General features: G+C 32.9%; 16 protein-coding genes and 2 pseudogenes. 9 read left to right on the top strand and 9 right to left on the bottom strand.

What is annotated here, in order from left to right; all coding sequences use genetic code 11:
* Window positions 1–44: 44 nt before the first annotated feature.
* Complete coding sequence (gene sstT, locus G7082_RS07565) at window positions 45–1,292, bottom strand: serine/threonine transporter SstT (protein ID WP_166034508.1); 1,248 nt, start codon at window positions 1,290–1,292, stop codon at window positions 45–47.
* A gap of 644 nt (window positions 1,293–1,936) precedes the next feature.
* Here sstT and G7082_RS07560 point away from each other — a divergent pair.
* Genes G7082_RS07560 through G7082_RS07540 form a run of 5 tightly spaced genes read left to right on the top strand, consistent with a single transcriptional unit; the run spans window position 1,937 to window position 5,463 of the window.
* Window positions 1,937–2,593, top strand: a complete 657-nt coding sequence (locus tag G7082_RS07560) for a zinc ribbon domain-containing protein (protein WP_166034507.1) — start codon at window positions 1,937–1,939, stop codon at window positions 2,591–2,593.
* A complete protein-coding gene (locus tag G7082_RS07555) occupies window positions 2,583–3,626 on the top strand; it encodes a DUF6287 domain-containing protein (RefSeq protein ID WP_166034506.1) in 1,044 nt (347 codons plus the stop codon). Before G7082_RS07560 ends, G7082_RS07555 begins: the two co-directional genes overlap by 11 nt.
* 22 nt (window positions 3,627–3,648) lie before the next feature.
* Window positions 3,649–4,008: a hypothetical protein gene (locus G7082_RS07550; RefSeq protein ID WP_166034505.1), complete on the top strand. Its 360-nt coding sequence runs from the start codon at window positions 3,649–3,651 to the stop codon at window positions 4,006–4,008.
* 24 nt (window positions 4,009–4,032) lie between these two features.
* Window positions 4,033–4,599 (top strand): hypothetical protein, encoded by a 567-nt coding sequence (locus tag G7082_RS07545; RefSeq protein WP_166034504.1) that lies wholly within the window; start codon window positions 4,033–4,035, stop codon window positions 4,597–4,599.
* Window positions 4,600–4,629: 30 nt separating this feature from the next.
* Window positions 4,630–5,463 (top strand): hypothetical protein, encoded by an 834-nt coding sequence (locus G7082_RS07540; protein WP_166034503.1) that lies wholly within the window; start codon window positions 4,630–4,632, stop codon window positions 5,461–5,463.
* A gap of 61 nt (window positions 5,464–5,524) precedes the next feature.
* On the opposite strand, the gene G7082_RS07535 is transcribed toward G7082_RS07540, so the two are convergent.
* The 6 genes and pseudogenes from G7082_RS07535 to G7082_RS07510 form a co-directional block, all read right to left on the bottom strand.
* The gene (locus G7082_RS07535; protein WP_166034502.1) at window positions 5,525–6,631 is read right to left on the bottom strand and encodes a hypothetical protein; all 1,107 of its coding nucleotides are present in this window, start codon (window positions 6,629–6,631) and stop codon (window positions 5,525–5,527) included.
* 307 nt (window positions 6,632–6,938) lie between these two features.
* Complete coding sequence (locus G7082_RS07530; RefSeq protein WP_166034501.1) at window positions 6,939–7,136, bottom strand: TM2 domain-containing protein; 198 nt, start codon at window positions 7,134–7,136, stop codon at window positions 6,939–6,941.
* Complete coding sequence (locus tag G7082_RS07525; RefSeq protein ID WP_166034500.1) at window positions 7,133–7,351, bottom strand: hypothetical protein; 219 nt, start codon at window positions 7,349–7,351, stop codon at window positions 7,133–7,135. Before G7082_RS07525 ends, G7082_RS07530 begins: the two co-directional genes overlap by 4 nt.
* Window positions 7,352–7,494: 143 nt before the next feature.
* Window positions 7,495–8,067: an ECF transporter S component gene (locus G7082_RS07520; RefSeq protein WP_166034499.1), complete on the bottom strand. Its 573-nt coding sequence runs from the start codon at window positions 8,065–8,067 to the stop codon at window positions 7,495–7,497.
* A 30-nt stretch (window positions 8,068–8,097) separates the two neighbouring features.
* Entirely contained in the window at window positions 8,098–9,093 is a 996-nt protein-coding gene (locus tag G7082_RS07515) for a helix-turn-helix transcriptional regulator (protein ID WP_166034498.1), read from the bottom strand.
* Between the two features lie 106 nt (window positions 9,094–9,199).
* Window positions 9,200–9,730 (bottom strand): annotated as a pseudogene (locus G7082_RS07510) (DUF1697 domain-containing protein).
* A gap of 146 nt (window positions 9,731–9,876) precedes the next feature.
* Between G7082_RS07510 and G7082_RS07505 the strand changes: the two are divergent.
* From G7082_RS07505 to G7082_RS07495, 3 genes and pseudogenes are all read left to right on the top strand, one after another.
* Window positions 9,877–10,974: pseudogene (locus G7082_RS07505) on the top strand (LLM class flavin-dependent oxidoreductase).
* Window positions 10,974–11,540 carry an NADPH-dependent FMN reductase gene (locus tag G7082_RS07500; RefSeq protein WP_166034497.1) on the top strand — a complete coding sequence of 189 codons (567 nt, stop codon included), beginning with the start codon at window positions 10,974–10,976 and terminating at the stop codon, window positions 11,538–11,540. Before G7082_RS07505 ends, G7082_RS07500 begins: the two are co-directional and overlap by 1 nt.
* Before the next feature lie 57 nt (window positions 11,541–11,597).
* Window positions 11,598–11,735, top strand: a complete 138-nt coding sequence (locus G7082_RS07495; RefSeq protein ID WP_166034496.1) for a hypothetical protein — start codon at window positions 11,598–11,600, stop codon at window positions 11,733–11,735.
* 30 nt (window positions 11,736–11,765) lie between these two features.
* On the opposite strand, the gene G7082_RS07490 is transcribed toward G7082_RS07495, so the two are convergent.
* Window positions 11,766–14,840: a MucBP domain-containing protein gene (locus G7082_RS07490; RefSeq protein WP_166034495.1), complete on the bottom strand. Its 3,075-nt coding sequence runs from the start codon at window positions 14,838–14,840 to the stop codon at window positions 11,766–11,768.
* 201 nt (window positions 14,841–15,041) lie between these two features.
* Window positions 15,042–17,174: a HelD family protein gene (locus G7082_RS07485; RefSeq protein ID WP_166034494.1), complete on the bottom strand. Its 2,133-nt coding sequence runs from the start codon at window positions 17,172–17,174 to the stop codon at window positions 15,042–15,044.
* A 254-nt stretch (window positions 17,175–17,428) separates the two neighbouring features.
* Here G7082_RS07485 and G7082_RS07480 point away from each other — a divergent pair, with 254 nt between their 5' ends.
* Window positions 17,429–18,559: an acyl-CoA dehydrogenase family protein gene (locus tag G7082_RS07480; protein ID WP_166034493.1), complete on the top strand. Its 1,131-nt coding sequence runs from the start codon at window positions 17,429–17,431 to the stop codon at window positions 18,557–18,559.
* Window positions 18,560–18,573 lie beyond the last annotated feature (14 nt).

The following is an 18,573-nucleotide window of genomic DNA, read 5'->3' as shown; positions in this document are numbered from 1 at the left end:
ATCAAGTAACGAAATCAATTGATTTACGTTACTTGATCCTTTTTTTAATACACTCGATTATCCGCACCAAAATTCCCGTTTAACTCCACCACTTCGCCATTTTTACGGCGATCTGCAAATTCCACAGAGGCTGTAAATAATAAGTCACTTGATGAATTTAAGGCTGTTTCCACAGAATCTTGGATGACACCAATAATGAAACCAACACCAACTACTTGCATAGCGATGTCATCAGGTATTCCAAACAAACTACATGCTAGAGGAATTAATAATAGAGAACCTCCAGCAATTCCTGAAGCCCCACAGGCTGATATAGCAGCAATAAGACTTAGTAAAAAAGCTAAGTGAATAGGAACATCCATTCCTAATGTGTTAACTGTTGCTAGAGTCATAATGGTAATTGTTATGGCAGCTCCCCCCATATTGATGGTTGCACCTAAAGGAATCGAAACTGAGTACGACTCTTCACTTAAATTTAGCGCCTTAGCTAATCTGATGTTAACCGGGATATTCGCTGCTGAGCTTCGTGTAAAGAAGGCTGGCATGGCACTTTCTTTTAAGACGAAAAAGACTAATGGATATGGGTTCTGACGAATTTGCCAAAAGACAATCGCTGGGTAAACGATCAGAGCCATAAAAGTCATTGTACCAACTAAAAGAAGTAACAGCTGACCATACTTCGCTAAGCCACTAAGACCTGTTGTTGCGACAGAAGTGAAAACTAAACCTGTCACCCCAATAGGCGCTAAATTAATAATCATCTGTACAACTTTTGTAATACCTGTTGAAATGTTTTCCAGAAAATCTTTTGTGTTCTCTGAGCTTTGACGTAAACTAATTCCAATTAATGATGCCCAAAATAGCACGGCTAAATAATTTCCTTCCATCATTCCTTGAATCGGATTTTGAACAACACTTGTTAAGATATTTCCTAAGACGTCACCCAATTGACTTGGCGCAGCGGAAATTTCTTCTGATACATCTAAAACAATTTCAATCGGAAAGGCGTAGCTGATAATGACTGCCACGAGTGCTGCTAAAAAAGTTGCCAGTAAATACACAACCACCACAGGACCAACGTATGTTTTGGCTCCTGCTTTTTGTCCTGCTAAGGAAGCAATAATTAAGACAAAGACTAGCAAAGGAGCGATTCCTTTTAGGGCACCAATAAACAACTCGCCTAGACTGCTGATAAAGGACCATTCAGGTACCAAGATTCCTAAGGTTGTTCCAATCACAATCCCTATCATGATTTTTTGAATTAATGACATTTTTTTTATTGCTTCGACCATACACTTCACTCGCCTTTCAAAAATTAGATTTTTCTCATTTTACCATAATCGTTTACTAATTAACATGTTTTTTTGCGATAAACATTTTAAAAATTTGTTATGTTTTTAACGTATATTAGTTATTTAATGACAAAAAAAATAAGTATTCGAATATTTGAATATCTAGAGCTTGGTTTTATAACCTTTAGCGTTCATTTGAAATATCGACTGGCTTTTATTTTTATTAACTATCTGTTCACTATTAACAAATATTAAGTTTTTTCATCATATAGGATGGCATAAAAAAAAGACTTTCTCTGTTATTCCATTTTGGAATGGCTGGAGGAGGTCTTTTTCCTTTAAATTCCATTGCATAGATAACTTTTTTATTTTTTGTGCGAAAAAAATTTTATCGGCGTTAACTATTTTCTTGTGAAATATCATAATTTTCTCTAATTATTTCTTACTTATTATCGAATCCACAGTCAAGTTGAATCAATGTCAATCTTTTCTGCTTCACACAAGTTAAATAACTATAGGATTTACAAAATAGTAATATATGTTAGAGTTTATCAATTTTTACGTACATAAAGTTAAAAATTGGAAATACAAGTGTTATTTTTATGGTAGACTTAATATGGTGACATAAAAAAAGGAGATTACTTATGGAAAACGAAAATGAAAAAAAAGAAGAACAAAAAAACCAAGAAGAACAAATCACTCAAAAATATTTTTGTACAAACTGTGGTTCAGAAATGGACCCTAATGCGGCTTTTTGTGTTTCTTGTGGGGTTAGTAAAGGAAAAATAAAAAAACACTGTAGCCATTGTGGCGAAACGGTCACTGAAGAACAAGATTACTGTGTTGGTTGTGGAAATAAATTATCCACTAAGCTTAATTTTTCTAAAGGGAAAGAAGCTTTTCAAAAAGTAACTCAATCTACCATAGAAAGCACAACTAACCTTGCTAATACAGCTAGTGAAAAAACTGGTAAAAAAATCAAGCCTAGCTGGCTAATTGGTGGTTTGGGAGCAGTTGTTTTAGTAATTATCTCAATCTTTATGCTTATGCCTAAAGGTTTAAGTGGTGTTTACACCCAAAAAACGAAATTTTTAGGTGTTGAATCCTCTACTTCTATCAAATTTAATGGAGATAAATATGAAGAGACTAAGAATGCAGATAACAAAGGGACATATAAAATTGAAAAGAATAAAATTTCTTTCTTTTCTAAAGACGGAGAAGAATCTATCGACGGAACCATTACAGACGATAGAAAATCATTTAAACTATGGGGGATGACATTTAATAAAGATGAAAAATAATAAAAAATTCTTTTATGCAAGTTTCGCTATGATTGCTTTGTTAAGTTTATCAGCTTGCGAGACTAAGGATAAAAAAGACACTCAAACTAAAGTAACAACTACAGAAACAAAAGGAAACAAACCAACATCTGAAACAACTTCTAAAAAAGAAACTAAAAAATCGACTGATAATAGTAGTGAAAAATTGGCGATGGACATTTCTAAGATTAAGACTGGTGATTTTTCGAGTATCCAAGGCGATTGGCAAGAAGTTATTCATGGTAATAATCACAAACCTGGAAAAGATGGCGTGCAGTATGAGATGGGTGGCACAAATCAACTTTCTATTACCAAAGATCAAATCACTAGTATCGGTCTAACAGTCACTGGGAAAACATTAACTGACAATAACGGTGAGCATGAAATAACATTTAAAGAAAAAGATAATACGCTTGCAGCTTCCCTTGTTGATCAAATGGTCGCAATTAATTGGTCGGTTATGTTCTATCCTAAAGGAACTACGACAGAATTTACCACTGATGAAAAATATGAAACAAATACACAAGATGTCATTGTTGTTTGGTCAAGTAATCTCCAATCAACTTCAGTATTCATTAAAGGTGATAAAAAAGAGGAAAAAAAATCTAGTGAGTTAAAGTTAGATCTTGCTAAGTTAGCTAGTAATGATCTATCAAGTTTAGTAGGGACTTGGAAAAATCCTACTAAAGGAGAAACGCTTGTCATTACAGATAAAATAGAAAATAAACCTGCTGACAGTAAAACTACAATCTCTAGCGGAGCCGTTGTCAGTGGAACTGAGAAAAATGGCTATTCTACTGTTATTTCCCCTGGAACCATTCAAGGTGACTATATGATTGGCAGTATCGGAACGTTTAATCCTAAAATTAAGATGTCCCCTTTTGCTCCTATCGCTATTATTCCCAGCGGCGTTAAAATGTCTGATGCGGATGATTCTGATTCAAGTAAAGACAGATTAATTATGGGTGCTGGACAATCTGGCGTTGGAACAGAAGCTTATTACCGAGAAAAATAACCTATTTGGAGGAGTAAATAAAATGAAAAAGAAATTAACATTCGGACTGACTTTAGTATTATTCAGTTTACTTGTATTATCTGCTTGTGGTTCAAAAAAATTAAGCGGTGATTATACTGCTAAAATAAACCTTCTTTTAACAGAAGAAACCGTCACATTAAGATTTAAAGATGACAAAGTCTTTGAAATTAACGATAGTGGTGAAGAAAAAAAAGAAGCCACTTACGAAATCAACGATAATGAATTAAAAATGAAATATCCTGATGATATAACGGTAGATGCTGTCCTTTCCAAAGATAAAAAATCCTTCACTATCAAAGCAACAGATGACTTATCAGGGATTTTTATTAATAATGTTAAGTTTACTAAAAAGGAAAAGTAATCATTAGAGGAAAGAGGTTTTTTTATGTGTCCAAGTTGTGGGTATGGATTACCTAGTGGATCAGGCGTTTGCCCAAATTGTAAAGCATCTGTATCCGTAAACAATAATCATTCAAATTATTATACTTCTACAAATAATTCAGGAAGTATTTCTGATAGTGCAATGAAACTTGTCCTTCTTCTAGGAGTGATATCCTTAGTTCTTCCAATCGCTATCATAAATCCTTTGTCGGTTAATCATTTTCTGATGAAACAACGGAGATTTCCAAGTATAAGTGAGACAGGAAGAAAATTAGCCTATCAACTATCCTTTGCTTATTCTGCTTGGTTTCTTGTTTTTATTTTAGTAGTATTTGAAAGTGATAATCAAGATATTATTAATTCTTATTTAACTTGGCTATTTCCTATTTATGCAATCATTATGGTTGTCAGCTTCTTACTTTTATTCCGAAACACAATAAAAGAACAGTTTCTCAAAAAGAAAATTGATATAGGTATCCTTCACGTCATAGGTGCAGCCCTACTTGTAATAATTGCCTCTATTCCAATTCCAGTAGTTCTTGTATTTAAGGCAATTCTTATGAGTTTTTAATAAATAATATAACATATAGGAGATAAGTTATTGAAAAAGAAAAATATATTACTCTCTATTATTGGAGTCGTTCTTGCAATTAGCATTTCATTTGCTATCATCTACCAACAAAAAGCTGAAGCGCAACGTATTGCTGATGAGAAACAAGAGACCCTTTTAAAAAAAGAGAAACAAACATTAGAAAAAGCAAATACTTCTGTAGATGAAGCTTATAAAACCAGAAAAGATGATGATATCAAAAAAGCAAAAACTGATATTTCTAAATTAAGCGACAATCAGAAGAAAGAAAAAGAAAAGCTTAGTGACAAATTAACTAAGCTAGAAGCTTTCTTGAAACAAATATCAGAGGTTAACTCATCTTTAGAAAAAGCGACCAAATCAAAAAATAAAGATGATATCACGTCTACTCAAAAATTGATTGATAAATTAACAGATGATTACGTGAAGAAAGATAAAGAAGAGGCTCAGAAGAAATTAGATACTCTAAAAAAACAAATGGCTGAGAATAAAAAGAAAGTTGAGAACGAGAAAAAAACCTCAGAACAAGTCAATAATTCAGCTAACTCTAATCCGACACAAGGACAACAACCTACTGAGCAAATTGTTCAAAATGATCAAGGTGAGGTTAATCATCAAGAAACTGTCCAAGAACCTATACAAAATCAGAATACTGGTGGAAATACTAACAATTCGCCAGCTACGAATAACAATAATCAAAATGCTGGTGGTAATGTAGGAAATAACGCTCAACCAAATGTGACACCACCTGCTCCACCTAAAGAGCCATCAACACCTTCAAAAAATGATGGTGCAATTGGTACTGATGCTCCTAATGGTTGGGAAATGGAGCCTGGTGGGTGGTAAAATTAACTAGTAAAAAGCTCCCTATGAAAAAATCATGGGAGCTTTTCTTATTCTGCTATATTTATTTTGTCGCTGAAGAATTTAAATAGCCTTGCCATTTGCCACTATTATCAAATAACGAATAATAAGTTGTTCCATTAGCGTGTTCATATCTTCCACGAGCTGTGTAAGTCTTACCATACATATTTTTAGTTGATTGACGGTATTTCCAAGAAAAGTTTGACCACGTATTATAGTTTTTATTAACTACTTTAACTTTTCTACCATCAGCTATATATACACCTTCTTTACCATTAGCAACTTTACCTGCTTTTTCATTAATATAGCCATACCAAGTTCCTTGATTATCGTATAATGAAAGATAAGTCGATCCATTAATATGATGATACTTTCCCTTGGCTAAATAGGTTTTATTAGTAATCAAATCAGCTGATTGTTTATACTTCCATGAGAAGTTTGACCATGTATTATAGCTCTTACTAGTAATCGTTACATATTTATTGTAACCAATATACGCGCCCTCTTTCCCATTACCAACTTTTACACCTTTTTCATTGATATAGCCATACCAAATTCCTTTTTCGTCATAAAGTGAATAATACGTTGCTCCGTTTTCATGTTCGTATCTTCCCTTAGCTTGAAATGTTTTATTATATAAATCTTTGCCCGATTGTCGATATTTCCATGAAAAATTAGACCATGTATTATAGTTCGAATTAGTTACTGTGACATATCTGCCATCAGCAATATAATCACCTTGCGGAGTTTCAGGTTTAATTTTCTCATAGTTAAAAGCAATGAAAGCTTCATTTTTATCTACTATCATTTTTTTAGTAGATTCTGGTGTTAACAGTCTATAACCTTCTACCTCTCTCGCATGATAAACTAGTTCTTCCCCTTTTTTCACTGTATATAAATCTGTGTACAAAGGCATTCCTTCTTGTAAATCCCAACCTTCAACGTTCACGTAACACATATCCTCAACTGATGAACTGCCCTTCAATTCAGCACTTTGTGATTCCTGTTCTACTGACTGACTAATCACCGGTGTTTCACTTGAAGCTTCCGCTGTTTGGGAATACAAAACAGTTCCTAACATAATAGGTGATACTGACATAATAACTAATAATTTTCTTGTAATACTCGATTTCAACTCTCTGTTCTTCATTTTAAATACTCCTCCTAAATATTTTCTTTTTTCATTTAGATCCTAATAAATTACTCTGATTCCTAAAAATAATAAAGTATATACTATATTATCCTCTTTTCTTTTTCTTAGTCAATACCTCTTTCTCATAACCAAATAGGTTCTATTTTTTAGATAATTTAAAATCATAACTGCACCTATCACCACAGTTTGATATTGTCTTAATAACTCTAAGAGAATGTCCCAAATTACAGCCATTCTCTTATTCATTTTTCATTCATTAGTTCATTCATTCGTTAGTTCATTTCATTCATAGATTTACTATTTTTTAAATAACCATATCTCCATTGGCATCCACCGGTTTGGCAATAGCTACAATTCCTTCAATAAATCCAACAAAATCTGGGATAAATGTCCAACAAAACAGAAGATAGACAATTCCTGAACCCGTTTTACCACAATAAAATTTGTGACCACCAAGATCTCCTAAAAAAATAGCTAATAGTATATAAACTACTTTATTCACCTTTTTTTCCCAGGTTGAACCTCTAAGATATCTTCTTTGTAGCTACCAATAATTACATTTTCTCCGTCTTCAATAATCTCAACCACATCATCAACCATTGGTGTAAAATTAACTGAATTTAACGGATAATGAACAGTTTGATTATTACTTTTAATTAATATAGTGACGTCATTTTGTTCCTGATTAATATTAATTATTTTTCCAATTCTTTTCATTAACATTTCTCCTTTTCAAATTTTTTATTATTTTATATAACTCAAGTTATAATTATAAACAATAAGATAGTCATAATATGAACATTTGGATACATAAAAAAAGTTTTCAAAAATAGTTACAACCATTTTTGAAAACCTTCTATTTATATTTTATCTAATGTCCTCGACCGAATCAAAAATCTTTGAAGTTGCGGTATTTTACTTAACTGCATAACAAGCAAACACGATAATATTTTATCCAATATACTATCCGTCACCGCTCCTATGTAAGCTGCGATGAACATAGCAACACCTGTACTTCTCACTGCTAAAATCAGCACATCTGTTACTGAATTAGAAAAACCACCATAGAGAGCTAAACGAATCCAAACACTCACAAATGAACCGATGATTGAAATTAAAATTCCTGTGATAATGGCTTGAGAAACATTAAATTTACGTTTAGAGCACAAATTTGCAACTACTGCATTAACCATACTAGATAGACCAAAAGCTAAAGATGACGGTCCATGAATAATGGCCAGTAACAAATGTGTGGAAAATCCTGTTAAAACACCATACCTCATTTTAAAATTAACTGCTATAAAAATTGTACCTATACCACTTAAATAAACAAAAGGTATTTTCAAATAGGCAATAAACGTTCCCAACATCACATTAATGGCTACGCATATGGCACATAAAATAAGAATTTTTAAATCTAATCTTTGCTTCAAAATACTTTGTCTCCTCCAAATAATTATTCTTTAATCCACATCAACTCCGTAGAGTTTCAGTGTATCTTTCATATCTTGAATTAGGTACTCTCGCAAATGTCTTGGTGAAATCACTTTAACCATATGACTTTGACTCGACAACCACATCTTCATTCCATAACCATCATTTCCTTTTATTTCAATTCTAAAACTACCATCCTCATTAATTTGCGTTATTTTTGAATGAGGAAAACGATCTAGAACATAGATTGAATCATAGTAAAAATCAAGAATAATCGTAATCGGTTTTCCTAAAAAAGGTAGAACAGTTTGGGTTCTAAGTAAACCACCTTCAAATTTTTCAGAATAAGCTACTTTATTACTTGATGAAATCACTTTGATTTCTTTCATACTATTAATTCTAAATTTATTTGCTGTAGTAAGTTCAGCATCATCTTTAGCCGTTTGAGAAGATGACAGCATAAAAAAATATAAATCTGAATAATAAATAGCATTAGGTACACGTTGAAAAATTTCTGTTATACCATTTTTAGAATAAGAAAACTCCAACATTTGATGGTTCACAATAGCATAGATAATCATCTCTAAACTCCCCATTAAATCGTCCACAGAAATTCCCTGATAATACAACTGCTCGTTAGCTAAAAACTGTTGTATAAATTTTTTTTCATCAGCAATAGTAAGTAATTTATTCGATAATTTAGATATTTCTTTTTTATTAAAAATTCTAGTTGAATACAAAATTTTTAACAAAATAAAAATATCTGCATCTGTTAATCGACTGATGTTACTAATATCTTCAAAATGTTTTAATTGATAATTACCTTTGCCATCTCTATCAATCCTAACTGATTCTGGAATAAAACTATTATGAATACACGTTTGTAATACCTCTTCTATCACCACAATATCTCTTTGGATCGTTGATGCTTTTTTATCAAATTCTTCCATTAATTCTTGTTTACTTATTTTTTTCCCGTTCATTAATTGTAGAAAAATTAATAATAACCTTTGTTGAGCATTCATTCTGTTCTCCTTTTTATATTCTTCAAAAATTATTATAGATTAATTCATTTATTATTAGCAACCCTTTAATTTTAAAATAGTTCAAAAAAAACAAAATATTAGCAATTTAATCGTCATTTTTATGTAATTTATCCACCACACTCATCTTCCTCATCGTCGCAACAATCCCTAACTTTTTCTCCAAAAAGTTAGTATTCAATCTCTTTTTAGGTGCTTCACGGGGTAAATAAATATACAGACACTAACTCCCTTGATAAAACTCTTCTTGTTGAAAGTCCATATTCTTTATGACATCAACTTTCTCTTGATTTATTTCATCATTTGTAAACACTAAATGAATTCTCGAATAATCATACGTTTCAGCAAAAGGATTTTCAGCAATCGCTATCTCTAATTCTGCTTTTGTTTTCATAATTACTGATAGATCAGCACCAATTTTTTCTTTAATGATGTCATGTATTTTTTGACTCGTTTCTTGTTTACTCATCTCTGTTACTAGCAAAACATTCCCACTTTGAATATAAGTTCTCACTTGCTTCATTTCTGCTGTTTCTAAAATTTCAGCTAAGTAAGACATTTTAGGGATTCTGTTTTTTCCCACAGGTGTCACACCTCGTAATAATGCGATAAATTCCATGTCTTATCTCCTTCTAAAAAGCTTTTTATTCCCACTATTATACCATTTCTATCCAGTTTTTCTCTTTCTAAGCAAACAACTTACTTTTTGTAAGTTATCCAATTATAATACATTTACTAAATAAATTTTGAAAGAAGGATTATTTTATGACAACTAATACTTACAAAGAAATTCCTAATACATTGCCTGTTTTTGATCAAAAAAAAGGCTTAGAATTTGGCGTTTATTCCCTTGGTGAGCATTTAATTAATCCTCACACGAACAGTATATTGACGGCTCAGGAACGAATTAATGAAATTAAAGAAATGGCTGTTTTATCTGAACAAGCAGGACTTGATGTCTTCATGTTAGGTGAAAGTCATCAAGAAGGATTTGTTTCTCAAGCTCATGCAGTCATTTTAGGAGTTATTGTTGAAACAACAAAAAATATTAAAATTTCAAGTGGCGCAACAATTGTCAGTACATCTGATCCTGTTCAAATTTACGAAAATTTTTCAACTCTTGATTTGTTATCAAATGGGCGGATTGAAATTGTGGGTGGACGTGCTTCTCGGGTTGGTTTGTTTAAATTACTAGGGTTTGATTTGAATAACTATGAAGAACGTTTTGAATAAAAATTCGACTTACTTCTACAACTAAATCGGGATGAACGGATTACTTGGCAAGGTGAATTTAGAGCGCCACTTGATAATGCTTTGATTCTACCTCGACCTGTGAACGGACATCTACCAATTTGGCGAGCAGTTGGCGGTGGGGAAAGTAGCGCAGTTAAAGCGGGGCATGCGGGTGTACCAATGAATCTTGCCATGCTAGGTGGTCCCGTTAGTACGTTTAAGAGAACCATTGATGTTTACCGTGAATCTGCTCGAATGGCTGGATTTGATGAAAAAAAATTACCGATTACAACGGGTGGTTTGTTCTATATTGCTAAGGACACTGAAACAGCCTTAAGGGAATTTTACCCTAATGTGAATCACGGCATGTTTAAAGCCAACGGACAATGGTTCCCCAGACAAGCCTTCGCTCACGCTAAAGATCCTAAAAGTGTGATGAATGTGGGTGAAGTTAATGAAGTCATTGAAAAAATTCTTTATCAACATGAAGAATTTGGTAATCAACGTTATATGGCACAACTTGATTTTGGCGGCGTTCCTTTTGACAAAATCAAAGAGAATATCACTATTCTTGGGGAAAAAGTGTTACCTGCTATTAGAAAATATACGACACCAAAGGAGAATAACTGATGAAGACTGTCTTTTTACAGGACTCTAGAGTTGGTAGTAAAACGTTAGTCAGCTTAAGAGAAATCGAAAACAAATATCAGGAAAAATACCCTGATCATGATACGACTTTTATTGATTTAAAGGAATTAGATATTGAATTTAGTGACGGAAGGAACTACTTAGATTATGAGGGAGATACTGGTTATGTGACGAAAGAACTAATGGCAGCAGATATTATTTTCATCGGTTCGCCAACTTTCCAAGCCTCTATCCCAGCAACTTTAAAAAATATTTTTGACTTACTTCCGCAAAAAGCCTTAGAAAAGAAAACCGTTGGAATTGTAATGACAGCTGGTTCGAATAAACATTTCTTAATTGCTGAAATCCAATTAAAGCCAATCTTAGGCTATATGAAAGCTAACATCGTCCCAAACTATGTTTTTGTGAAGGACACAGATATTATTCAGAAAGAAATTGTGAATGATGATGTCTTGTTTAGAATGGATAATTTAATTGAAAACACGGTTGCTTTAGCCACAACTTATCAAAAAGTTTGGGCTGATATTGAAGAAGATTATGGTTTTTAGTGTCTTATCTTGCCAAAATAAGGTATATTAGATTGGAAAGATAAGTAGGTGAACACAATGGGAAAATATCAATTAGATACAAAAGGACAAGCTTCTGTGACGAAATATCACGAAAAGAATCTACCTGAAAAAGCAGATAAAAAACAAGAACTAAAAGCATTACGTGAAAAATATTTGAAGAATAAAAAAAAATAGAGAATGACACAAAAGTCATCCTCTATTTTTTTATTTCGGGGTATCTTCCAAACTCCAAACTAGTTCACCACTATATTTGCTACTAGCATTTCCGAGGTGTTGCTCTAAACGCATCCCTGTATTATCCTGTCCCCTAATATCTAACTTACTTATTGATTTGTCTTCAACTTCTTGAGATGTTAATTTAATACTAGATTCTGTAATTGAACGCTTGGTTCCATTTTTATCAATATACAATAATTCACCTAAGAATGACTCCCCTGAACTTGTATTCTTAATTCCATTTGGTAGCGATGCTTTTAGTGTCCAATTATACCCAAGTAACGTATTGACAATTTGAACCTTATCTTCGGAATTAGTTGCCAGTTTACTTTGTTTATTTCTATCACTTATTTCTACTTGACCAAAATCAAGATTTGGTGCCTTTTGGAACTTCATTTGCCCCTCGTATTCATAAATTAATTGAAACTCTTTATTTGGTACTTTGTCCGTGTTAGATATCACATTATTAATCTTTACTTTAAAATCCTTCATCTTCACTTGATTATAGCCTACATAATTTAGCTCTTTATCTCCTGAAGTTACTAACTTATCTACAATATTTTCAAGGCTCTCGTTAATTTTTACATAAAAATACTTAGAATTATCCACTGGTTCATCCACTGTCAAATCTTTCAAGATAGGTGTCTCTGTACCGCGATAAACTTGACTAAAGTGCATTTTCACAACATCAATTACTGTTGACACTTCATTTGATTCTTTGCTAATCAATCGATTACCATTTGACTGATACATACTTGTTACTAACGCCTTTAGATTAATTTTAGATTGATTCGGGATATCTTCACTAATTTTTGCTTTAAAAGTGAATGCTAGATTTTCGGTATTTTTAACTTTTTTAGTCAGTGTCCCTATGATTTTTTTTGTTGTTTGATCATAGCGACCTTCCCCTACATTGTTTCCTTTACTATCCTTAATGATTATCTCTTGAAAGTCTTTTAATTGTTTATCATCAATTGGTACTGAAATTGTCAATTGTTGGTAATCGGTAGCTTTAGTCGCATCTTCATATTTCATACCACTTGTAATATCTAACGTGTAGTTTAAAGTTTCACCAGGACTACTGCTAGTTTTATCCACTGTAAAATTCAATTCAAAATGATTAGATTGATACTTAAACACAATTTCCATTGCTTTTTCTTTCACTTTCACAGTTACTGAGCCATCTTCTTTAAGTGTTCCAGGTATATTATCAACACGAACGTTTTGAACTTGGTATCCTGGTACTTTTTTAGCTAACACATTATAGTCATCTCCTGGTTTTGCTTTTTCCTTCTTTGCTTCAGAAATTTCTTCCTCTTTTTCGTTAACGTATTTTATCTTAATATCTTGTTCTATCACTTCGTAGACGAAAGTGACATTTATATTTTTTGTTTCTTCAGGATACTTGCCTTTAATAGGATCACTATCATCTTTTAAAGAAACATATTTGTAACCAGTAATTTCTTTTTGGTCCGAGGTAAAATCATAATTAGACCCAGCTGCCCCCTTCTTTGTAATCGAATCGGCTATTTTCTTTCCTTGCTTATCTACATAATTAATCGTTCCTGTCCGCTCCGCAGATACTTTTACTGGCACGACAAACTCTTTTTCAATGCCTGAGATAGATCCTTTAAGAGTTACTTTGACATTGTCATTCCCCAGACGATCAAAACTTTTTCTTTCCACACTCTTAATAATTAGTTTATCCGATGAAAATGCCCCTTTAGCATTATCAAAAAATGTTTCAACAGGTTGGTTTATCCAATTATTAGTATTCTCAAATTGAGAAACCATTTGTAGTTTAGGTTCTGCAGAAATAAAAGCTTTAACTCTAGCTATACCCATAGTTTCTGGACTTAAATTTGTATTGGTTTGATATTGTACGTAGGCTGGAATATAATAATATCCATCTGTTCGATAGTACTGTGTTAAGTCCTTATTACTTTTTAATTTAGCATCAATCTTAAAAATGTAGGAATTGTCTACAAAGCTATCTGATGATAGAAGCATAGGATTAGTTATATTAACCACTAATTGATTGTTGATTTTATCTGGGACAATTCTAAAATAGCTATCTCTTGATTGCCCTGATAAATCATAGACTTTACATGTTGTTTGATCAAAATCAATAACGTCTGCATCTTTGAATTTAATGTCTAATCTGTAAGATATAGGATAGAATGTTTTTTTTACTTGTAGTGGCATATCTTGAACAGCTTCGTATTGAACGTCAGGCGCATTGGTTGTTTCTCCAACTATTTGTGGTGTTGGTAATTCCATTTGAGCAATGGGATCAAAACTGTACTTTGTGTAGGTGGGCGTTTTTAAATGATCAATCACTTGATATAACTCCCCACGATTCGTATCAAATAGTACAGAGTAAGCGTTCTCAATAACGTTTTGCTGTTTCGTATTTGTTCCGAAAACTTGTAAGTTACTGTCATTATAATTATTATATTTCAGCGCAGAATTATAGTACGCATATACATCATATAGTTGATTTTTAGGTAAAGAGATTGATTTATAGTTAGTAATCCATCGATAATTCCAAGTTCCAGAGTAATCGACTTTTTCTTCCGTTCCACTTTTATAATATTCATACTTAATGACTGTTTGTTTATTGGCTCCAGCAGTGTTAATACGTAAAAAGTCTTCCATTTTGGTGTTTGCTCGATAGTTAGGCGTATACACTCTAACTGTTCCACCTGTTGTACTCTCTATATTGACACGCAAATCAATTCGATTGCCTTGATAAATCGCCACATTATTGAGCTGAACATAATGTGGTCCTGGTCGCTTTAAAACTGCAGCCGTAAAATACGCAGAACCACCTGCTCCTCCAGAACTATTCCCCACTATAGTGTATGTCATTCGACTATTAGGGCGGACTACTGTGGCATAATCAGCTGGGATAATTTTATTTGTATTAAAATTAGCATCTACTATATTAATATCGGGGTATCTCAATAAAGAAGGGCCATCCAACGCAAAAGTATTTTCTGTTGAAATAAAACAAAAAATAGGGGCGATAATCATTAATAAAAAGAATTTTAACTTCTTCATACAACTCATCTCTCCTTTTTTATCATCTTACACTTTTATTATACACACAAAACTATTAACAGACAATTTATTAGATATAAAAACACTTTTAAGTTCATTTTAAATTAATAAGGTTATTAAAAATCAATCGTTATTTAACTAAATAATGTCTTCTATCCAAAAAAAAGGTTGAGAATAATTTAAATTATCCTCAACCTTTTTTTAATTCAACCATTCAACTAATTCATCTTGATAAGTAATCATTACTGTCTTCATTGCCCTTGAAACAGCTGTATAAAGCAATCGTTTATCCTGATCTGTTTGATAATTTTGACTAGATACATCATAAAGTAGGACATAATCAAATTCGAGACCCTTAGCTAAACTAATAGGTGTCACTTTTATCTTGCGACCTCTTAAGTAATCTTCGTCTAACTCAGCGGTTAATTGCTGAGTTTCTTCAATTGTTTTTGTGATGATTCTTGTATTTTTGATATCTTTTGACTCAATTAAATTCTTTAGATTTTCAAAGTCATTGAGAGAAACATAGCTTGGAACTTCTCCTATTGGTTGAATCGGAATAATATCCTCGTGTCTTTTTCCTCTGAGTTTATTGAAAGTTTGGGTAATCGCACCACTTGAACGGTAACTTTTTTGTAAGTTGTACGTTTTAGGTGCTCCTTGATAACTTTCAAGAATTTCTTCAATTTGAGTAAAATCAATCACTGAATTAAAAATTCCTTGGTCCTCATCTCCCACCATGGTCATTTTTGCTTTTGGAAACAACTCTTTAATAAAGCAGATTTGAGCAGATGTATAGTCTTGGACCTCATCAATAAATAAAAATTTTAATCTTGGCGCATACAATTTCTCAACAAATAAGTGTTGCGTTAATAAATAGATAACTTCTGAATCCACTGTTTCTTCGCCTTCTTGATAGGCTACTCCTGTATATGATTCATACAAAATTTCCATTAATTTTTGCGTATCTAACCATTCTAGTTCTTTAATTTTTTCAGGAATTGAACGATATTTTTTGCGCAGCATTTTTTTGGTAAAACGCATAATTTGCTCTTCCGTATCTGGAATTAATTTCCCAAATAATTGGCGTTGTTCTTGTTCCGATAGTAATTGTAACTGGTCTTGATTTTTTGATTCCAATGATTCTTTGTTCAATATTTCTTCCCAAAGACTTTCTAAGTGCAACTTCACACCTTGAACTTGATCTAAGAAAGACACTGTTTTAGGTGCATTTTTAAAGTAATCAAGAATCGTTGCGGCTTTAATTAGAACTTCATCCTTTAGATTAATGCCACTTACCGGTAGTTCTGATGAAGATAAAATATCATTCCCCTTCTCTTTTAAGAACTGAACAAATGCCTGACTACGTAAAACTTTGGTTTGTTCACTGACATCTAGTTGAGTAATTCGATTGAAATACGTTTCTTCAGTTTCGGTTTCCGTTAGGGTTAACTGTTCTAATAAGCCTCTAAACGTTAAGTTCAGTGGGTTCTTTTCTCCTAAAGATGGTAAAACTTCTGAGATATATTTAATGAAGCCTTCATTAGGTGACAAAATCAACACATCATCTTCATTGATATCTTGACGATTTCGGTAAAGTAAGTAAGCAATTCGCTGCATGATGACCGACGTTTTACCACTTCCCGCCACACCATTCACGAGCATTAAGGAATTTTTTTCATCTCTGATAATTAAGTTCTGTTCTTTTTGAATGGATGCCGTAATATCTTGCATGGCATTTGTGGCATCTTTTTCTAAAACTGACAACAGAACTTCATCATCGATAGCCACTGCTGTATCAAAAACAAATTTTAGAAGTTCTCTTTCCATAACCAACTGACGTCTATTTTCAATACTGACATCAATGTTATTCCCATTCACTTCATAAGAAGAGTCACCAAGTTCATTATTATAAAATAGCTCAGCAATCGGTGAACGCCAATCATAAATTAAATTATTATGGCTTTCATCTGTAAATCCATTAATACCAATGTAAAAAGGCTCAATCTCTTCGTCCTCATCAAACAAGACATCAATCTTTCCAAAATAAGGTGATTCTAGTAAGCGATTGATTTGAGCTAATCGTTTCTCCGCCATTTCAATCGCAAAACGACGTTGATCCATCTCTCGATTCTTCATCTCAATTACCGCAAAAGAATCTAGCCGATCTCCCCAGTTATCGTTACTCATTCTGATATCATCTTGACTCACATCAAGATCTTTTTGTCCTTGTTCTAATTCTTTTTGAAGTAGTTTCTCACTTGCCTGTTGTGCCTGCAATAATTTTTCATACGTTTTAGTTAATCGTTCTTGTTCTAATGCTTGAATTGTCATCGACACACGCTCCTATTTTAACTTGAAATTATATACTACTACCATTTAGACTAAAAAACCAGTCTACCGAATCACCTTTTTTTGCGGTATAATAGATATAAAGAAACCACTGAGAACTAGATTTAGTTTTCAGTGGTTTTTTTACTTACCAACTCTTAACTATTTATTCATGTGAAAATAATCTCAAACTTGTTTTTCTATGTTAGGATAAAGATAGTTAAACAAAAGAACGGGAATAAAAAAGGAGTTTTTTCATGAATCAATACTATATCAAAGCAAAAGAGTTTTCTGATCAGCACATCGCCCCTTTCGCTCAAAAAATTGATGTAGAAGGAATGTTTCCAAGAGATATTATGGATTTAATCGCTGAAAACGGCTTTTTAAAATTAATTATCCCTAAAGACATGGGTGGTGAAGGTGCTGGAATCGACGCGCAAGCCTATGTTAGCCAGGCATTCGGCGAAGGCTCTGCGACTGTTGGTTTGTGTTACACCATGCATAATGTGGCACTTAAATTTGTATTAACTTTTGGTAATCCTGAATTAATAGAATTTATCACCACAGAAGTCGTTCAACATAATAAAATGCTTTCTCTTGCGAGAAGTGAATTTGGTACTGGGGTTCACGTTTTTAAATCAGAAAGCAGTGTCCAAAATTTTGAGGATTACTCGATTATTAATGGAACTAAAAGCATGATAACTTCTGCCAACTATGCGGATTATTACTTAATTTCTGTACCTAATGATGACCAAAATCGCGCCGTAAACTGGTTAGTTCCTTATGAAACAGAAGGGTTAAGTTTTAAAGAGAATGACTGGAATGGTTTGGGGATGCGTGGCAATATTTCTTGTCCCATGGTAATGGAAAACATGAAACTTGATAATCAATTTGCTGTGTACATTGACCGTGAAAAAGCCAAGCAAAAATATCCTGTTAACATTGATGTGATTTACTTCATGACTGGATTAGCTGGTGTGTATTCTGGAATGACCCAAACGATTTTAGAAGCTACTATCGATCACGCCTTATCTCGCAACTATCCAGATAAGAGTTTAGCCAATATCGAAACCGTTCAAATCCACTTGGCTAATATTTACGCTAGCATGTTAAGTGCTAAATCTAGTTTAGATAATGCTGTTGACGCGTTAACAAATGAAGAAGAGGATGGGTTGATTAAAATCATGACTGCCCGTATTATCGCCTCAGAAAATGCCATAGAAGCGGCACGTCTGGCTATGCGTGTAGGTGGTGGGCATGCCTATAACAAACAAGGTCCAATTGAAATGTTACTTCGAGATTCTTTTGCTAGCCAAGTCATGTTTCCATCCATTGATGTTCTTAAAACTTGGGTAGGACGAGGGATTAGTGATCAGCCGATATTATAAAACGACCAAAAGAA

The sequence above is a fragment of the Vagococcus hydrophili genome, from assembly GCF_011304195.1.
Classification (GTDB): domain Bacteria; phylum Bacillota; class Bacilli; order Lactobacillales; family Vagococcaceae; genus Vagococcus; species Vagococcus hydrophili.
The sequence above is the reverse complement of the archived record's forward strand: the minus strand, read 5'-3'. Positions and strand labels throughout refer to the sequence as shown.